This is a genomic window from Streptomyces cinereoruber (genome assembly GCF_009299385.1).
Taxonomy (GTDB): Bacteria; Actinomycetota; Actinomycetes; order Streptomycetales; family Streptomycetaceae; genus Streptomyces; species Streptomyces bikiniensis.
In genome coordinates this window covers 2847174-2861683 of record NZ_CP023693.1, presented here as the reverse complement: position 1 = coordinate 2861683, position 14510 = coordinate 2847174, and the positions used below count along the sequence as shown (strand labels likewise).

The 14510-nt window shown below is 75.9% G+C and carries 15 protein-coding genes and 1 tRNA gene; 6 read left to right on the top strand and 10 right to left on the bottom strand.

What is annotated here, in order from left to right; translation table 11 throughout:
• Positions 1-32: 32 nt before the first annotated feature.
• The 4 genes from CP977_RS12650 to CP977_RS12635 form a co-directional block, all read right to left on the bottom strand.
• Positions 33-106, bottom strand: a tRNA-Lys gene (locus CP977_RS12650).
• Complete coding sequence (locus tag CP977_RS12645) at positions 97-723, bottom strand: hypothetical protein (RefSeq protein WP_152370114.1); 627 nt, start codon at positions 721-723, stop codon at positions 97-99. The genes CP977_RS12650 and CP977_RS12645 overlap by 10 nt, the downstream gene beginning before the upstream one ends.
• A gap of 314 nt (positions 724-1037) precedes the next feature.
• On the bottom strand, positions 1038-1394 hold the full coding sequence (locus tag CP977_RS12640) for a hypothetical protein (protein ID WP_030210249.1): 357 nt from the start codon (positions 1392-1394) through the stop codon (positions 1038-1040).
• 162 nt (positions 1395-1556) lie between these two features.
• Positions 1557-2171: a TetR/AcrR family transcriptional regulator gene (locus CP977_RS12635; RefSeq protein WP_109186024.1), complete on the bottom strand. Its 615-nt coding sequence runs from the start codon at positions 2169-2171 to the stop codon at positions 1557-1559.
• Positions 2172-2291: 120 nt separating this feature from the next.
• Between CP977_RS12635 and CP977_RS12630 the strand changes: the two genes are divergently transcribed.
• On the top strand, positions 2292-2882 hold the full coding sequence (locus CP977_RS12630; protein WP_152370113.1) for a peroxiredoxin-like family protein: 591 nt from the start codon (positions 2292-2294) through the stop codon (positions 2880-2882).
• Positions 2883-2915: 33 nt separating this feature from the next.
• On the opposite strand, the gene CP977_RS12625 is transcribed toward CP977_RS12630, so the two are convergent.
• From CP977_RS12625 to CP977_RS12610, 4 genes are all read right to left on the bottom strand, one after another.
• A complete protein-coding gene (locus CP977_RS12625) occupies positions 2916-4247 on the bottom strand; it encodes an AAA domain-containing protein (RefSeq protein ID WP_062755392.1) in 1332 nt (443 codons plus the stop codon).
• Between the two features lie 106 nt (positions 4248-4353).
• A complete protein-coding gene (locus CP977_RS12620; RefSeq protein ID WP_152370112.1) occupies positions 4354-5943 on the bottom strand; it encodes a hypothetical protein in 1590 nt (529 codons plus the stop codon).
• Positions 5944-5980: 37 nt separating this feature from the next.
• A complete protein-coding gene (locus CP977_RS12615) occupies positions 5981-7132 on the bottom strand; it encodes a hypothetical protein (protein ID WP_104860520.1) in 1152 nt (383 codons plus the stop codon).
• The gene (locus CP977_RS12610; RefSeq protein ID WP_062755398.1) at positions 7065-7925 is read right to left on the bottom strand and encodes a phosphatase PAP2 family protein; all 861 of its coding nucleotides are present in this window, start codon (positions 7923-7925) and stop codon (positions 7065-7067) included. Before CP977_RS12610 ends, CP977_RS12615 begins: the two co-directional genes overlap by 68 nt.
• Positions 7926-8069: 144 nt before the next feature.
• Between CP977_RS12610 and CP977_RS12605 the strand changes: the two genes are divergently transcribed.
• Positions 8070-8666, top strand: a complete 597-nt coding sequence (locus CP977_RS12605; RefSeq protein ID WP_109186021.1) for a histidine phosphatase family protein — start codon at positions 8070-8072, stop codon at positions 8664-8666.
• A 9-nt stretch (positions 8667-8675) separates the two neighbouring features.
• Here CP977_RS12605 and CP977_RS12600 read toward each other — a convergent pair whose 3' ends face one another.
• Entirely contained in the window at positions 8676-9965 is a 1290-nt protein-coding gene (locus CP977_RS12600) for an NsdA family TPR-like regulatory protein (protein WP_062755404.1), read from the bottom strand.
• Positions 9966-10189: 224 nt separating this feature from the next.
• Here CP977_RS12600 and CP977_RS12595 point away from each other — a divergent pair, with 224 nt between their 5' ends.
• Together CP977_RS12595 and CP977_RS12590 are read left to right on the top strand one after the other, a co-directional pair.
• Positions 10190-10630 (top strand): hypothetical protein, encoded by a 441-nt coding sequence (locus CP977_RS12595; RefSeq protein ID WP_152370111.1) that lies wholly within the window; start codon positions 10190-10192, stop codon positions 10628-10630.
• A gap of 90 nt (positions 10631-10720) precedes the next feature.
• Entirely contained in the window at positions 10721-11584 is an 864-nt protein-coding gene (locus CP977_RS12590) for a spermidine synthase (RefSeq protein WP_152370110.1), read from the top strand.
• Between the two features lie 19 nt (positions 11585-11603).
• Here the strand turns inward: CP977_RS12590 and CP977_RS12585 are convergent, their stop codons facing one another.
• Complete coding sequence (locus tag CP977_RS12585) at positions 11604-12239, bottom strand: hypothetical protein (RefSeq protein WP_167308933.1); 636 nt, start codon at positions 12237-12239, stop codon at positions 11604-11606.
• Positions 12240-12326: 87 nt separating this feature from the next.
• Between CP977_RS12585 and CP977_RS12580 the strand changes: the two genes are divergently transcribed.
• Together CP977_RS12580 and CP977_RS12575 are read left to right on the top strand one after the other, a co-directional pair.
• Positions 12327-13028, top strand: a complete 702-nt coding sequence (locus tag CP977_RS12580) for a response regulator transcription factor (protein WP_062755412.1) — start codon at positions 12327-12329, stop codon at positions 13026-13028.
• Complete coding sequence (locus CP977_RS12575; protein WP_152370108.1) at positions 13025-14437, top strand: HAMP domain-containing sensor histidine kinase; 1413 nt, start codon at positions 13025-13027, stop codon at positions 14435-14437. Before CP977_RS12580 ends, CP977_RS12575 begins: the two co-directional genes overlap by 4 nt.
• Positions 14438-14510: the final 73 nt, after the last annotated feature.

Here is a 14510-nt window from a genome sequence, read left to right as displayed (position 1 = left end):
CCCCCGCTTCCGCGAGGGGCTTCTTCCGTCGGTGCGCCGCCAGGGACTCGAACCCCGGACCCGCTGATTAAGAGTCAGCTGCTCTAACCAACTGAGCTAGCGGCGCCTGCTGACGTCGTAGACATTAGCACCCGGATCGGCGGGAGGAAAAATCGATACCCGCACGTCGGCGGCGGAGACCGCCCGGACGGCCCGCACGCAGGCCCAGAGCACGACCTCGGGGCCGGGCAGCCACGGGTGGCGGGTGTCGGGGGCGACCAGCCAGCGGGGCCCGGCGGAGCCGGAGGGCGCGAGCGGCGGCACGGTCACCGCGTCCCCGAGGCCGTGGCAGAGCGGCCGGGGCACCGCGTCGCCCCACTCCTCCCAGTCGAGCAGGGCGGGCAGCCGCTGGGCCGTGCCGGGCGCGGCGAACAGCATCATCCGGCCCCGGTGGACCGCGACGGGCCCCGACCCCGGGCCCTCCGTCCACAGTTTGTCCAGCATCCGGCGCCCGAAGACCGGGTCCACGTTGACGACGTCGAAGACCGTCCCGCAGGGCAGCGCGGCGGGCGAGGTCGGCCGGGACTCCCAGCGGGCGAGCGCGGCCCCCCGCCCGCCGGCGGCCGAGGCCAGCCAGGAGGCCCCGTCGGCGGTCACCCGGGCGGTCTGGTGCCGCCCCTCGTCGCCCTCCCGGAGGAACCGGAAGATGTCGTACGGGATCTCTTCGCGCAGCCACGTCGTCATGCGTCCAGGTGTACCGGGAGTGACGGAACGGTTTCCAAGGGTTCCCGGAATCCCGGACAGGAGGGGGGCGGGGGGAGTATCGTGCGCCCTCGGCATATGCCAGGGGTGGTTTTTCGGTCAGCACACACGCCTCCGGCCATGTGCGCCCCCGCCGCGCGCCCCCACGCTCCAGGGCGACGGCCACGCGCCCCCGCGAGCCCCGGCGCCGCCCCGCTCCTCCGCCGATCCGCCCGCCCGGCGCCGACCCGCTCGCCCGGCGGCTCAGAGTTCTCCGCCGACTCGCCCACCCTCCGCCGACTCGCCCGCCCGACGGCTCAGTCCTCCGTCGGCCGCCCGTCCGCCCGGATGAGGTCGCGGCCGAACTCGATCATCTTGCGGGCGTAGTCCTCGGTCCACCGGGCCCGCTCGGCGACGTCCGCCACCTCCAGCCGGTCGAACCGGCGCGGATCGGCCAGCTGCGCCGCCGCGATCGCCTGGAACTCGGTCGCCCGGTCCGCCGCGGCCCGGAACGCGAGCGTCAGCTCGGTCGCCCGGGACAGCAGCTCCCGGGGGTCCTCCAGGGACTCCAGGTCGAAGAAGTGCTCCGGATCGGCGGACGCCTCGGCAGGCTCGAAGATCAGCGGCGCCGGCCGAAGCCGTCGCTGTCCGCCCCGCTCCGCGGATTCCGCCATCGTCGTTCTCCTCTTCGCGCAGGTCTCGTACGGGTCTCGCACAGGCGCGCCCCCGCGCGGGCACCGCCGCGCACGGACACGGCCCGGAGTCCCGGGCCGTCCTCCATTGTCCCGCGCCCCGCAAGGGCGCGAACTCCGGGCCGCGCGCCCCCGCGCCCCGCGTCAGCCGTCGAGGCCGCGCAGCAGCAGCCGCAGCCCGCCGAAGAACTCCTGGTCGCGGTCCACCCCGCCGGCGTCGCGCGCGGTCTTCGCCAGGTGGGGGTAACGGTCCTCGGGCAGCGCGGCGATGACCGCCGTGCCCCCGCCGGCGAGCGGCCCCAGGTGTTCGAGCCCGATCGCCCCGGTGACGTACGCGTGGAGTGCGCGCAGGGCGACGACCCGCCGCCCGCCCGTGATGCCCGCCTCCGTGAGGATCCCGAGCACGGTCTCCGACCAGCGCAGCCCGCCGGCCGCGCGGTGCCGGTGGGCGAGGGTGAGCGGGACGGCCTCCGGGTGCGCGGCCACGCTGTCGCGCAGCCGCCCGACCAGGACCTCGATCCGCTCCCGCCAGGGGGCGTCCCCGGGGGGCGGGGTGGTGTCGACGGCGTCCAGGACGCGGTCGACCACGAGCCCCTCCAGCTCCTCCCGGTCGGTCACGTAGCGGTAGAGCCCCATGGGGCTCATGCCGAGTTCCTTGGCGACGGTGCGCATGGAGAGGGCGGCGAGGCCCTCGCGGTCGATGACGGCGAGGGCGGCGGCGGCCAGCCGGTCCTGGGTGAGGGTGCGGGGTCGTGGCATGACGGTTGACAGCGTACGGCCTACGCCTATCTTGTTAGGGGTACGCCGTACGCCTAACAGTTCCGTGACGCCCCGCGATCCCGTGAGGGACGTCCCGTGCTCCTCCGAGGAAGGTGTCCCATGCGCACCCGACCGTCCCGCACCCGGCTGGAACCCGGCGCCTCCGTGCCGGTCCGCACGCTCGTCCCGGTCCTCGGCCCCCCGCTGACCCTCCCCGACCCCGACCGCCCGGTCCACGTCCAGTTCCGGCGCTTCGCGGGCTGCCCGGTCTGCAACCTCCACCTGCGGTCGGTGGTCCGGCGACACGAGGAGATCGAGCGGGCCGGGATCCGGGAGGTGGTGCTCTTCCACTCGCCCGCCGAGGAGCTCCGCGAGCACGTGGCCCACCTGCCGTTCGCCGTGGTCGCGGACCCCGGCAAGCTGCTGTACGCCGAGTTCGGCGTGGAGGCCCACCGCAGGGCCCTGCTCGACCCGCGCGGCTGGCCCGCGATCGTCCGCGCCGTGCTGAGCGGCGCCGTCGAACTGGTCCGGGGCCGGGGGCGGCTGCCCGCCGCCGCCCAGCCGGGCGGCCGGACCGGTCTCCCCGCCGACTTCCTCGTCACTCCCGGCGGCCGGATCGCCGCCGTGAAGTACGGCGAGCACGTCTACGACCAGTGGTCGGTCGACGAACTCCTCCGCCACGCGGCCGAACTGCCGACGGCGACCGCCTGACCGGAGCCGGGACCCCGGTCCGCGCCCGGCGGATCACGGCGTCCAGACCACCCGGTGCTCCTCCAGGTGGGAGAGGACCGCGTGGTTCGCCTCCCAGCCGTCCGGGAACGACACCGCCGCCCCCAGCTGGACCGGATCCGTCGACGGGTGCTCGTCCAGGAGCTCCGCCACGCCCGCGCGGCACACCACCACGCACGCGTGCCGGTGCCGGGAGGCCAGGACGCACAGGCGGCCCGTCTCCAGGTGGAAGGCGGTCGCGTCCGGCCGGCCGGACAGCGGGTGGAGGACCACCGTCACGTCGTACTCGCGCCCCTGGAGCCGGTTCGCGGTGTCCACCGTCACCCCGGACACGCCCAGCTCCGCGAGCGCCGCCCGGACCGCCGCCGCCTGGTCGCGGTGGGCGGTGCCGACCGCGATCCGGTCCGGCGTCAGGGGCACGGGGGCCTCCGCGCGCTCCGAGACCGCCGCCCCGTCCCGGTCCAGGAGCCGCCGCACCACCAGGGCGATCGCGCCCACCGCCTCCGGGTCGGTGCGCGGGGTGTGCCGGGCCGGGAGTTCGAGCAGGCCCCAGCCCGACTCGGCCGCCTCGTCCAGGACCCGGTCCGGGCCCGAGCCGTCCGACGGCACCCCGAAGGACAGCTTCCGGTCCCCGTGCCCGGTGCCGCTGCGGAACGGCGTGTACGGGTAGAACGCGTCCGACACCAGCGGCGCCGCCGACGCGGGCAGTCGCCAGGAGACCGGAAGCCGGTGCTGCGGCAGCTCGGGGTTGTGCGCGAGCAGGGTCGAGACCGCGCTCGCCGACGGGTCGTACGCCAGTCCCGCCCACTGCTCCGCGCCCACCACCGAGAACGGGTCCAGCTGCCCCGGGTCGCCCACGAACAGCGCCCGCTCGAAGAGCCCCGCCACCGCGAGCAGCGCGTCCGAGCGCATCTGGTACGCCTCGTCCACGATCGCGTGCGCCCACGGCTCGACGTTCTTCACGTGCCCCCACTTGGCGGCCGTCGAGAGCACCACCGGAAGCCCGGCCAGATCGCCCGCCTTCGCCGACTTCCGTACGTTCTCCAGGGCGTCGAGCGCCTTGTCGTACGGGTCGGAGTCGCTGGAGTGCAGCCGGCCCACCTCCAGGTCCGGCTCCTTCTCGGCGAGCCGCAGCACCAGGTCGTCCACCTGCGCGTTCGTCTGCGCGACCACCATCAGGGGGCGTCCGGCGGCGGCCAGTTCGAGGGCGGCCCGCACGACGAGCGTCGACTTGCCCGCGCCCGGCGGGGAGTCCACGACCACGCCCCGCGCGGTGCCGTGCAGGGTGTCCGCCAGGATGGCGGCCGTCGCGCGGCCGGCCTCGGCGGAGGGGTCGAACACGGTCACGGCACGTCCTCGGGCATCACGGGATCGAACACGGTCACAGGGGCGAACACGGTCACGGGATCGAACAGGGTCACGGGGGCGAACACGGTCACAGGGGCGAAGACGCTCACAGCACGTCCTCCGGGGTCACGGGATCGGGCAGTTCCACGGCGTCCGTCCGGGGCGGGCCGCCGTGCGTCCAGGGCGTCTCCTCCGGGTCCGGCAGCTTCGGCCCGCCCCGCTGGTCGTGCTCGAAGAGCGTCCAGGCGATCCGCTCGCCCTTCTCCGGCACCGAACCCTCCGCCGGCTCCTTCGACCGGCCCATCCGGTCCAGGACCCGCAGCACGAGCGAGCCGTCCTCCTCGTACCGCACGAACTCCGCCGCCTGCGGCTTTCCTTCGAGCGAGCGGTACACCTTCACCCGCTCGGCCAGGTGCGGCCGGTCGTCCGTGCGGACCGTGAGCAGCGGCCGGGGCGCGGGCCGCTTCGACTCCGTCCACGCCATCACCACCTCCACCACCTCCGCCGCGAACGCCTCGCCCGCGAGCCGCCGCCCCGCCAGGACCAGCGGGTCGTCCAGGGCCTCCTGCGCCTCCAGCTGGCCCTGCGCCTGCTCGCGGGCGGCGAGCTTCTGCGCCGCCGTCACCGCGTCGTCCCGGCGCGGCTGCGGCGGCTCGCCGGCCGCGACCCGGTCCCGGTGGGCGGTGAAGGACCAGCGGTCCCGGGTCCAGCGGTCCGCGACCCTGGCCCCCTCCGGCAGCTCCCGCAGCAGGCCGACCGCCCGCCACACCGCGTCCCACGTCGGCTTCAGCTGCGAGACGACGAGTCGGCGCACCTCCCGCTCGGCCGCGAGGAGTTCGCCGAGGGCCCGCTCGGCCGCCTCGGGGTCCTCGGCCGCGCCGGACGCCTGCCGGGCCCGGTCGTACCGCTCGATCGCGGGCGCGAGCAGCCGGTTGTCGAAGGCCGGGTCCGTGGCGGGCCCGGCGGGCGGGCAGAAGAGCTGCCCCCGCTCGTCCCGGCCCGCCTCGGCGCGCAGCGCCCCCTCCCGGCCCGGCACCCCGTCCGCCGGGTCGATCCACGCGAGCAGCGCGCCCAGGTGCTGGTCCTCCAGGGAGGACTGGCCGGTCGCCCAGTGCCGGTTGAGCAGGTCGGTCGCCGCGAGCAGCAGCGACGAGCCGGGCACCCGGGCCCGCTCCCCGAAGTGCGTCAGCCAGCGCCCGAGCAGCGGCACGCGCGGCGGGGCCGGGAACGGCGTCTCCGGGTCCTGCTCGGCCGTCCGCCGGAACCGCGTGGACCGCCCGAGGAGCCGTACGTACTCGATGCCCGCCCGGCTCGGCACGATCAACTGCGGCGCGTCCGCGCACAGTTCGACCTCGACCCGCACCTTCTTGCCGGTCTCGGCGTCCGTCTCGTTGCGCTCCACCAGCTCGACGGCGTCCGTGAACGCGTCGACGTACGGCAGGACCTCCTCGGCCAGGTCCGCCAGGAACGTGAACCGCAGGTCCCGGTCGCGGGGCTGGGGCACCACCAGGAGCCGCGGCTCCCCGGGGTCGGTGCCGACGAGCGCGCCCAGCGGGGCGCCCGCCTCGCCGGCGGTGGTCAACGGCACCAGGACGAGCGGACGTTCGGAGACGCGCCGGTGCCGCACGGTGGCGAGCGGCCGCGCCCGGCCCGACTCGACGGCCTCCATCCGGGCCAGCGTGGAGATCAGCGACATGCGAGGCCCTCCCGGGGCGCGGTGCGGGAAAGGGGCGTCAGCAGGGGCATTCGACGTCCTCCCGGGGAGTGCGGGCGGGCGCCGAGGCCAGCGCCTCCTCGCGCAGCGCCCTGGCCCGGCGCAGCGCCGCCACCGCCGGGTCGTCCGGGTCGCCGGCCTCGCCGCGCGCCGCCGCCAGGACCGCGCCGACCGTCGCCAGGCCGCCCAGTTCGCCCCGTACCGAACGGCCCAGGGTCTCCACCGCGCCCGCCTCCCGCGACCGCGCCCGGCAGTGGAAGGCCAGCTCGCAGGCGGCCAGACACTCCGGCGCGTACTGGTGGGGCACGGACTCCACCGAAGCCGTCAGCTCCTCCGGCGAGCGCTCCGCCACGTCGAAGCTGACGCCCTCCGGCAGGGCGGCCGCGATCTCGTCGATCCGGGTGAGCCGGTCCAGCTGACGCCGGGTCACCGACCGCTGCTTGCGCACGTCCACGACCGAGGCCGTCGGCACGTTCGAGAAGTCCTTCGGGCAGACCAGGAGCACCGAGTGCGCCACCCGCGCCCCCTCCGTGACCGCCGCCACCCGCTCCAGTGCCAGCACGTACACGGCGGCCTGGCGGGCCGCCGCGCCCACCTTCGCCGCGTCGGCCGAACCGTCGATCGTCGGGAAGGACTTGATCTCGACCACCGTCCACCCGCCGCCGGGCCGCACCACCACCGCGTCCGGCTCCAGGTAGACCGGGGAGCCCGCCACCTCCAGGGCCAGCAGCGGATGGTCGAGCAGCGTCCAGCCCCCGGCCCCGGTCGCCTCCCGCAGCGCGAGCGCCGTACGGGCCACCCGGCCCTCGGGCCCGGCCGCCGACAGATCGGGCACGGACACCTCGCCGGGCTCCTCCACCCCGAGCAGCCGCAGCAGTTCGCGGCCGCCGTCCGCCTTCACCTTCGCCTCGAAGGAGTTGCCCCGCACGATCGCGAACTGCGACTGCCCGAACGGGGCCGGGGAGCCGAGCTTCGCGGCGAGGGCGGACTTGTCGACCCCCGCGCCGTCGAGCAGGGCGCGCCGCCGGCAGCCGGGGTTGGCGGCGAGCGCCGCGAGTGCCCGCGCGTCCAGCGGACGCGGTGGGACCCCCGGTCCGCGCAGCTCAGCGAGCAGGTGTCGACGTGTCGTCTGCGGCGGTCGCGACGGACCGCTGTCCGGGGATGTGCTCACCCGCGAAAGTCTCGCATCCCCCACTGACAACCGGAGGGGCTTCCCCCGTTCCGCTCCCCGCTCCCACCCCGGCGCGCAGCCGGTCGACCACCCGCAGCGCGTGCGGCGCGAGCAGGTACCCGGCCCCCATCACGGCCGCCCCCGCGACCGCGTCGAGCAGGTAGTGGTTGGCCGTGCCCATCACCACCACCGTCGTGAGCAGCGGATACGCCACCCCGAGCGCCTTCAGGAGCGGGGTCCGCCCGTACCGCCACAGCATCACCCCGCACCACAGCGCCCACCCCACGTGCAGACTGGGCATCGCCGCGTACTGGTTGGTCATCCCGCCGAGCCCGCGCGGCGCGCTGGCCTCGCCGCCCCACCAGCCGTACGCGCTGAAGTGGGCCATCGTGTCGGTGAATCCGTGCGCCGCGTCGAGGAGTCGGGGCGGGCAGGTGGGCAGCAGCGTGAAGCCGACGAGCCCGAGCAGGGTGGCGGCCATCAGCCAGGCGCGGGCCGCCCGGTAGTGCGCGGGCCGCCGCCGGAACAGCCACACCAGGACGGCCGGGGTGACCAGGTAGTGCAGCGAGGCGTACGCGAAGTCCGCCGGGATCCCCAGCGCCGGGACGTCCGTGAAGAGCCGGTTCAGGGGCCGCTCGGCGTCGATCCCCAGCAGCCCCTCCAGGCGCAGGATCGCGAGCCCGTGGTCGACGGCCGCGGCCTCGTCGCCCCGCACGAGCAGCCGCCCCCCGGTGTAGGCCGCGTACACGACCCCGATCAGCGACAGCTCGGCCCACCAGCGTGGCTTGCGCATGGACAAGGTCCCTCCCGTCGGGCGTACGGCCCGGGGGAGGGGACGCCGGGCGGCACCCGGGGGTTGCCCGCGTGTCGCCCCGAATTCAGGTGGGCGATGATGGAAGGAGCACGTCCGCACCGCGAACCTCTGGAGAGCCTTCCCATGGCACCGCGCATCCTGCTCGCCCGGCACGGCCAGACCGAGTGGTCGCTCCTCGGCCGGCACACCGGCAGGACCGACATCCCGCTGCTCGAAGAGGGACGGCGCGGCGCCAAGCTGCTCGGCGAGCGCCTGCACCGCGGCCCCTGGCGGGGCCTGCCCGGCACGGAGGTGCGCACCAGCCCCCTGGTCCGGGCGAGCGAGACCTGCGCCCTCGCCGGTTTCGGCGACCGCGCCGAGCCCTGGGACGCCCTGATGGAGTGGGACTACGGGGCGTACGAGGGCCTCACCCCGCCGCAGATCAAGGAGCGGCGGCCGGACTGGTTCATCTGGCGCGACGGCGTCCCCGACGGCGAGACCCTGGCCCAGCTGTCGGACCGCGCCGACGAGGTCGTGGAGTGGGCCCGCTCCGCCGACCGGGACGTCCTGGTCTTCGCCCACGGGCACATCCTGCGCTCCATCGGCGCCCGCTGGCTCGGCGAGGACGTCTCCTTCGCCGCCCGCATCCGCCTCGACCCGACGAGCCTCTCGGTCCTGGGCTGGGCGTACGGCGACCCGGCGCTCGAACGCTGGAACGACACCGGGCACCTGGAGCAGTAGCCCCTTCACTCAGCGGGTGGCCGCCAGCACCCGGCCCGTCTCCGCGAGGAGCGCGCGGATGCGGGCCGAGGCGATGCCGTCGAGGGAGTCCACCACCCGCCGCGCCTCCTCCGCCGCCTCGTCCGGACGGCCCGCGTGCGCCAGGCCCTCGGCGAGCTGGGCGCGGTAGAGCGCGAGGTTCCGGGCGAAGTGCGGGTTCTGCAGGACCGTCGCCCGGTGGGCGTGGCGGACGGCCCGGCCCCGGTCGCCGAGCACCGACCAGCACTGGGCCTCCTGCGCCTCCCGCTCCGGCTCCCCGAAGAAGGACATCCACTCCGGGTCGCCGTCGGCCGGGCCCCGGTCGAAGAAGGAGTGGGCGCGGCCGAGTGCCTGCTCGCAGGCGGACCGGTCGCCGAGCGCCGCCCACCCGCACGCCTCCCGCAGCGAGAGCAGGGAGAGCAGCCGGGCCGACCCCAGGGGCTCCGCGGCCCGCAGCCCGGCCTGCGCCGCCCGGACCGCCTCCCGGTGCCGGCCGGTGTCCCGGGCCAGGAACGAGGTGTTGCAGAAGGCGTGCGCCTCCAGGGCCGCGTTCCCGGCCACGCGCGCGGTGGCCAGGGCCTCGGCGTAGTGCGAGCGCGCGTCCTCGTGCCGGCCCGAGTCGTGGGCCAGCCAGCCGACGGAGAGGGAGAGTTCGCCCGCGCCCGCGTGCAGCCGGTCCTCGGTGGAGCGGCGGGCCGCCGTCCCGGCGTCGAGCAGCGCGTAGGCGGTACGGAGCGGCTGGGCGGCCATCCTGTAGAGCCCGTCGGCGCCGTGCCGGTCGTCGAGCAGTCGGATCCGCCGCACGGCGTCCTCGACGGTCCGCACCTCGGTCTCGCCGACGCGGTGGGTCCCGCGGGGGCTGGGGATCGCGACGGCGGGGCCGCCGAGTCCCAGCGAGGCGGCCGCCAGGGTGGCGGAGCCGCTCGTCATGAATGCGCGACGCAGCACGTCGCTCTCCTCATCGTTCCGGGTCGTGGGGGCGCCGGGGGACGAGGCCCCGGCCGGGACGGTCTGCCGCCGGCCGCGCACCGTCTCCCGCGCGGAGAAGCCCAGGTCGGAGAGGCCGAGGCCGGGGAACATGTGCAGGAAGACCCGCTCGTACGCGTAGTTGGGGCAGCGGATCTCGCCCGCCTCCACGCGTCCGATGTAGCGGGCGTCGCACGCGACCTGTTCGCCGATCTCCCGCGCCGCCCGGCGGACGGCCGCGGCGAACTCCGCCGGCGACTGCTGCCCGCGGAGCCTGCGGAAGGCGAGGTTGGGAACTGCCCGTGACATCGCCATGGCCGAGCCCTCTCCTGGTGCTGCCGGGTGGTCCGGCGGCAGAAACGTACCCGCTGTGACCGAATGACTACGCCGAGTTTGGCTACAAACCGGATATCTCGCCTGCGATCTGCCATGAACTGCCATCCTTTGCGGCGGGAAACCGCCGTAGCCGTTGACGCGCGCGGGCGTTGAACCGTAAGGAGAGACGGAACGTGTCTCCTCATGGAGCGAGGAGGGGTCCCATGTCGGAGATCGGTTCACAGTCGGCCGCCCGGCCCGCGCCCGCCCCGGGCGCCGACGCGGAGTCCGCCGCCGGAGCCTGGGACCTGGTCACCGTGCCGGTCCGCCAGGGCCTGGAGGCCGTCGACATCCTGCGCCGCACCGGCGCCCCCGCCGTCGGCCCGGTGGTGCACGACGGCACCTGCGACACCCTGGGCTTCCTGGTGCCGCCCGGCACCGCCGCCGCCTGGGACGTGCCGGGCAGCGCGTGTACGCGCACCTCGGGCCGGGGCCTGCGCCTCCCCGAGCTGCCGGAGCTGCCCGAACCGGCCGGTGGCGCCCCCCGCCCGGCCGGCTGGCTGCTGCCCCCCGGCGACACCGACCCGGTCACCGACCCCGTCGTCCTGCGCCGGGCGCTCGGCGAGGCGGCCCGGCTCATCGAGGCGGCCGACGGCTGCCGCTGAGCCGGCGGCTGCCACCGAGTCGACGGCTGCCGCTGAGCGGCCGCGCTCCCCGGCGCGTCGCACGCGGTCCGATCGTCCGATAATGGACCGATGGCCAGGAACAATCAGCGCGACCGGGCGGCGACGACCCCCGTCTCCGAGACCGTCGACGGCGGTCTCGCCGAACTCGTCCCCGACCGGGAGCGCCCGCGCGCCCGGACGCTGCTCCTCGACGGCGCCCCGCAGTCGCACGTCGACCCGGACGACCCGACGTACCTCTCCTTCGAGTACCAGCGGCGCCTCGGCCACGTCGTGGACCTCGCCGCCCCGCCGAACCGCCCGCTCCAGGCCGTGCACCTCGGCGGCGGCGCCCTCACCCTCGCCCGGTACGTCGCCGCCACCCGGCCCCGCTCCACCCAGCAGGTCGTGGAGCTCGACGAGGCCCTGGTCCGGTTCGTCCGCCGCGAACTGCCGCTCGACCCGGGCGCCCGGATCCGGGTCCGCTCCACCGACGCCCGCGCCGGCCTCGCCAAGGTCCAGGACGGCTGGGCGGACCTGATCATCGCGGACGTGTTCGCCGGAGCCCGCACCCCCGCCCATCTGACCAGCACCGAGTTCCTCGCCGAGGTGCGGCGGGCGCTGCGGCCCGGCGGCCTCTACGCGGCGAACCTGGCCGACGGCCCGCCGCTGACCCACCTGCGCGGCCAGATCGCCACCGCCGCCGCCGTCTTCCCCGAACTGGCCCTGACCGCCGACCCGACCGTGCTGCGCGGCCGCCGCTTCGGCAACGCGGTCCTGGTCGCCTCCGACCGGGAGCTCCCGATCGCCGAACTGACCCGCAGGGTCGCCACCGACCCGCACCCGGGCCGGGTCGAACACGGGCGCGCCCTCGCCGACTTCGCCGGGGGAGCGGCACCGGTCACCGACGCGAGCGCCAGGCCGTCACCGGCCCCGCCCGCGTCCGTCTTCCGCTGAGCCGCCTCCGGCCGGGGCGTCAGACCGCCCGGTCCTCGATCTCCACGCGGGGCGCGGTGTCGTGCCACACGCAGAAGACCGACAGCTCGCGGCCGTCCCGGGTGAAGGTCACCCGGATCCAGGTCGTCTGCTTCCACACCTGCATCTGCCAGCCCGAGGCGGGCGTCGCGGAGACCAGTTCGGCCGAGGTCTCCCCGAGGTCGAAGGCGACCCGGCCGCCGTCCACGGCGTAGCTCTTCACGTTCGCGCCCGAACCGGACGCCGATCCGGAGCCGGACGCCGAGCCGGGGCCGCCGTTCGCGTCCGGGCCGGAGTCCGTCCTCGGCGGCGGGGCCGCCGGGGTCTCCGCCGTCGGGCTCGGCCGCCGCGACGGCGTGCCGGACGGGGTGGCCGAGGGCGTCGGTCCGCCGCTCGGCCCGGTCGCCGGCGCGGTGGACGCGGACGGCCCGTCTTGCCCGGGATACCGGGTCGAGGAGGTCAGCGGACCGGCGTCGGGGTCGTGCGTCCCGTCCGCGGCCCAGAGCGGCATGGGCAGCGCGCGCGGCGGGTCGTACACGGTTCCGGACAGCACCGTGTGCACTCCCCACCAGGACAGGGTGACCGCCGCGCCGGTGGCGAGTGACCAGGCCAGGGCGTGAACCAGTCCTCTTCGCACCGGCCCATACTGCACCACCCCCGGCCGTTCCGGATCAGGGGGTGCACATTGTCCGACGATCGGTCCGCATGGCGTACGGTGCCGCCCATGGCATGTGTGCTCGTGGTCGAGGACGACCCGTTCGTGCGCTCCGCCCTCATCCGGCAGCTCTCCGAAGCGTCCCACACGGTACGGAGCGTCGGCACGGCACTGGAGGCGTTGCGCGAGGTCGCCCATTTCCGTTTCGACGTGGTCATACTCGACCTCGGACTCCCCGACCTGGACGGGTCCGAGGCGCTCAAGATGCTGCGCGGCATCACCGACGTACCGGTGATCATCGCGACCGCCCGCGACGACGAGGCCGAGATCGTACGGCTCCTCCACGCGGGCGCCGACGACTACCTCGTGAAGCCCTTCTCCGTGGACCACCTCTCGGCCCGGATGGCCGCCGTCCTGCGCCGCGCCCGGTCCGGCGCCGGCGAGGCCCCGCCCTCCCGGGTCATCCGGGTCGGCGGGCTCACCGTCGACCCGCTGCGCCGCCAGGCCGAGCTGGACGGCACGCCCCTGGACCTGACCCGGCGCGAGTTCGACCTGCTCGCCTTCCTCGCCGGACGGCCCGGCGTGGTCGTCCCCCGCAAGGAACTGCTCGCCGAGGTGTGGCAGCAGTCCTACGGCGACGACCAGACCATCGACGTCCACCTGTCGTGGCTGCGCCGCAAGCTGGGCGAGACGGCCGCCCGGCCCCGCTACCTGCACACCCTGCGCGGGGTGGGCGTGAAGCTGGAACCGCCCGGGGAGCCCCGGCCGTGAGATGGGCGCTCGTCAAGGTGTGCCTGGCCGTCACCGCCATGGTCGTGGTCGCCTTCGCCGTCCCCCTCGGGCTCGTCGTCAAGGAGATGGCCCGCGACCGGGCCTTCTCCAACGCCGAGCGGCGGGCCGCCGGGCTCGCCCCCGTCCTCGCCATCACCACCGACCGCGACGAGCTCGACAAGGCCGTCGCCACCACCGAGGACGGGGCCGCCGGCCGGCTCGCCGTCCACGTCCCCGCCGAGGCGCCGGACGGCGCGCCCCTGGAGATCGGCACCCGCCGGGCGGGGGAGAAGGAGCTCACCGCCACCCGGGAGCTCGGCCGGGCCTCCATCACGGAGGTCCCCGGCGGCTTCGCGCTGCTCCAGCCCACCGCGCTCAGCAGCGGCCGGGTCGCGGTCGTCGAACTCTTCGTCCCCGAGGGCGACGTGTCCAACGGCGTCGGCACCGCCTGGCTGGTCCTCGCCGGGGTCGGCGCAGCCCTGATCGTCGGCTCCGTCGCCGTCGCCGACCGCCTCGGCGTCCGCATGGTCCAGCCCGCCCAGCGGCTCGCGGGCGCCGCCCACGACCTGGGCGAGGGGCGGCTCGGCGCCCGGGTCCCCGAGGAGGGGCCGCCGGAGCTCAAGTCCGCCGCCGTCGCCTTCAACTCGATGGCCGACCAGGTGATCCAACTCCTCGCCAACGAACGGGAGCTGGCCGCCGACCTCTCCCACCGGCTGCGCACCCCGCTGACCGTCCTCCGCCTCAACGCGGCCTCCCTCGGCTCCGGTCCGGCCGCCGAGCAGACCCGCGCGGCCGTCGAACAGCTGGAACGCGAGGTGGACATCATCATCCGTACGGCCCGGGAGGCGAAGCCGCAGACCCAGGCGACCGGCCCCGGCGCGGGCTGCGACGCCGCCGAAGTGGTGCGCGAGCGCATGGACTTCTGGTCGGCGCTCGCCGAGGACGAGGGGCGCCGGGTGCGGGTCGCGGGCGTCGAGCGCCCGGTCCGCATCCCGGTCGCCCGGCCCGAACTCGTCGCCGCGCTCGACGCGCTCCTCGGCAACGTCTTCCGGCACACCCCGGAGGGCACGGCCTTCTCCATCGACGTCCACAACGGCGAGGACGCCGTCATCGTCCTGGTCTCCGACGCGGGCCCCGGCATCGCCGACCCGGCCGCCGCCCTGGCCCGGGGCAACAGCGGCGCCCGGGACGGCTCCACGGGCCTCGGCCTCGACATCGTGCGGCGCGTGGCGGAGGGCACCGGCGGCGACGTCCGCATCGGCCGCTCGGTCCTCGGCGGTACGGAGGTACGCGTCTGGATCGGCCTCGGGGGCCGCGCCGGCACGGCCACCGCGACCGGCCACCGGGGCCACCGCCCGGCCCGCCGCAGGCGCGGGGGCACGGGGGCGCGACGGGCCCGCGAGAGCTGAAACCCGGCCCCGGGACCCGGCGCGCTCCCGGGGCGGGTCCGGAACACCGGTGCGGCCCCGGCCCGGGCGAAAC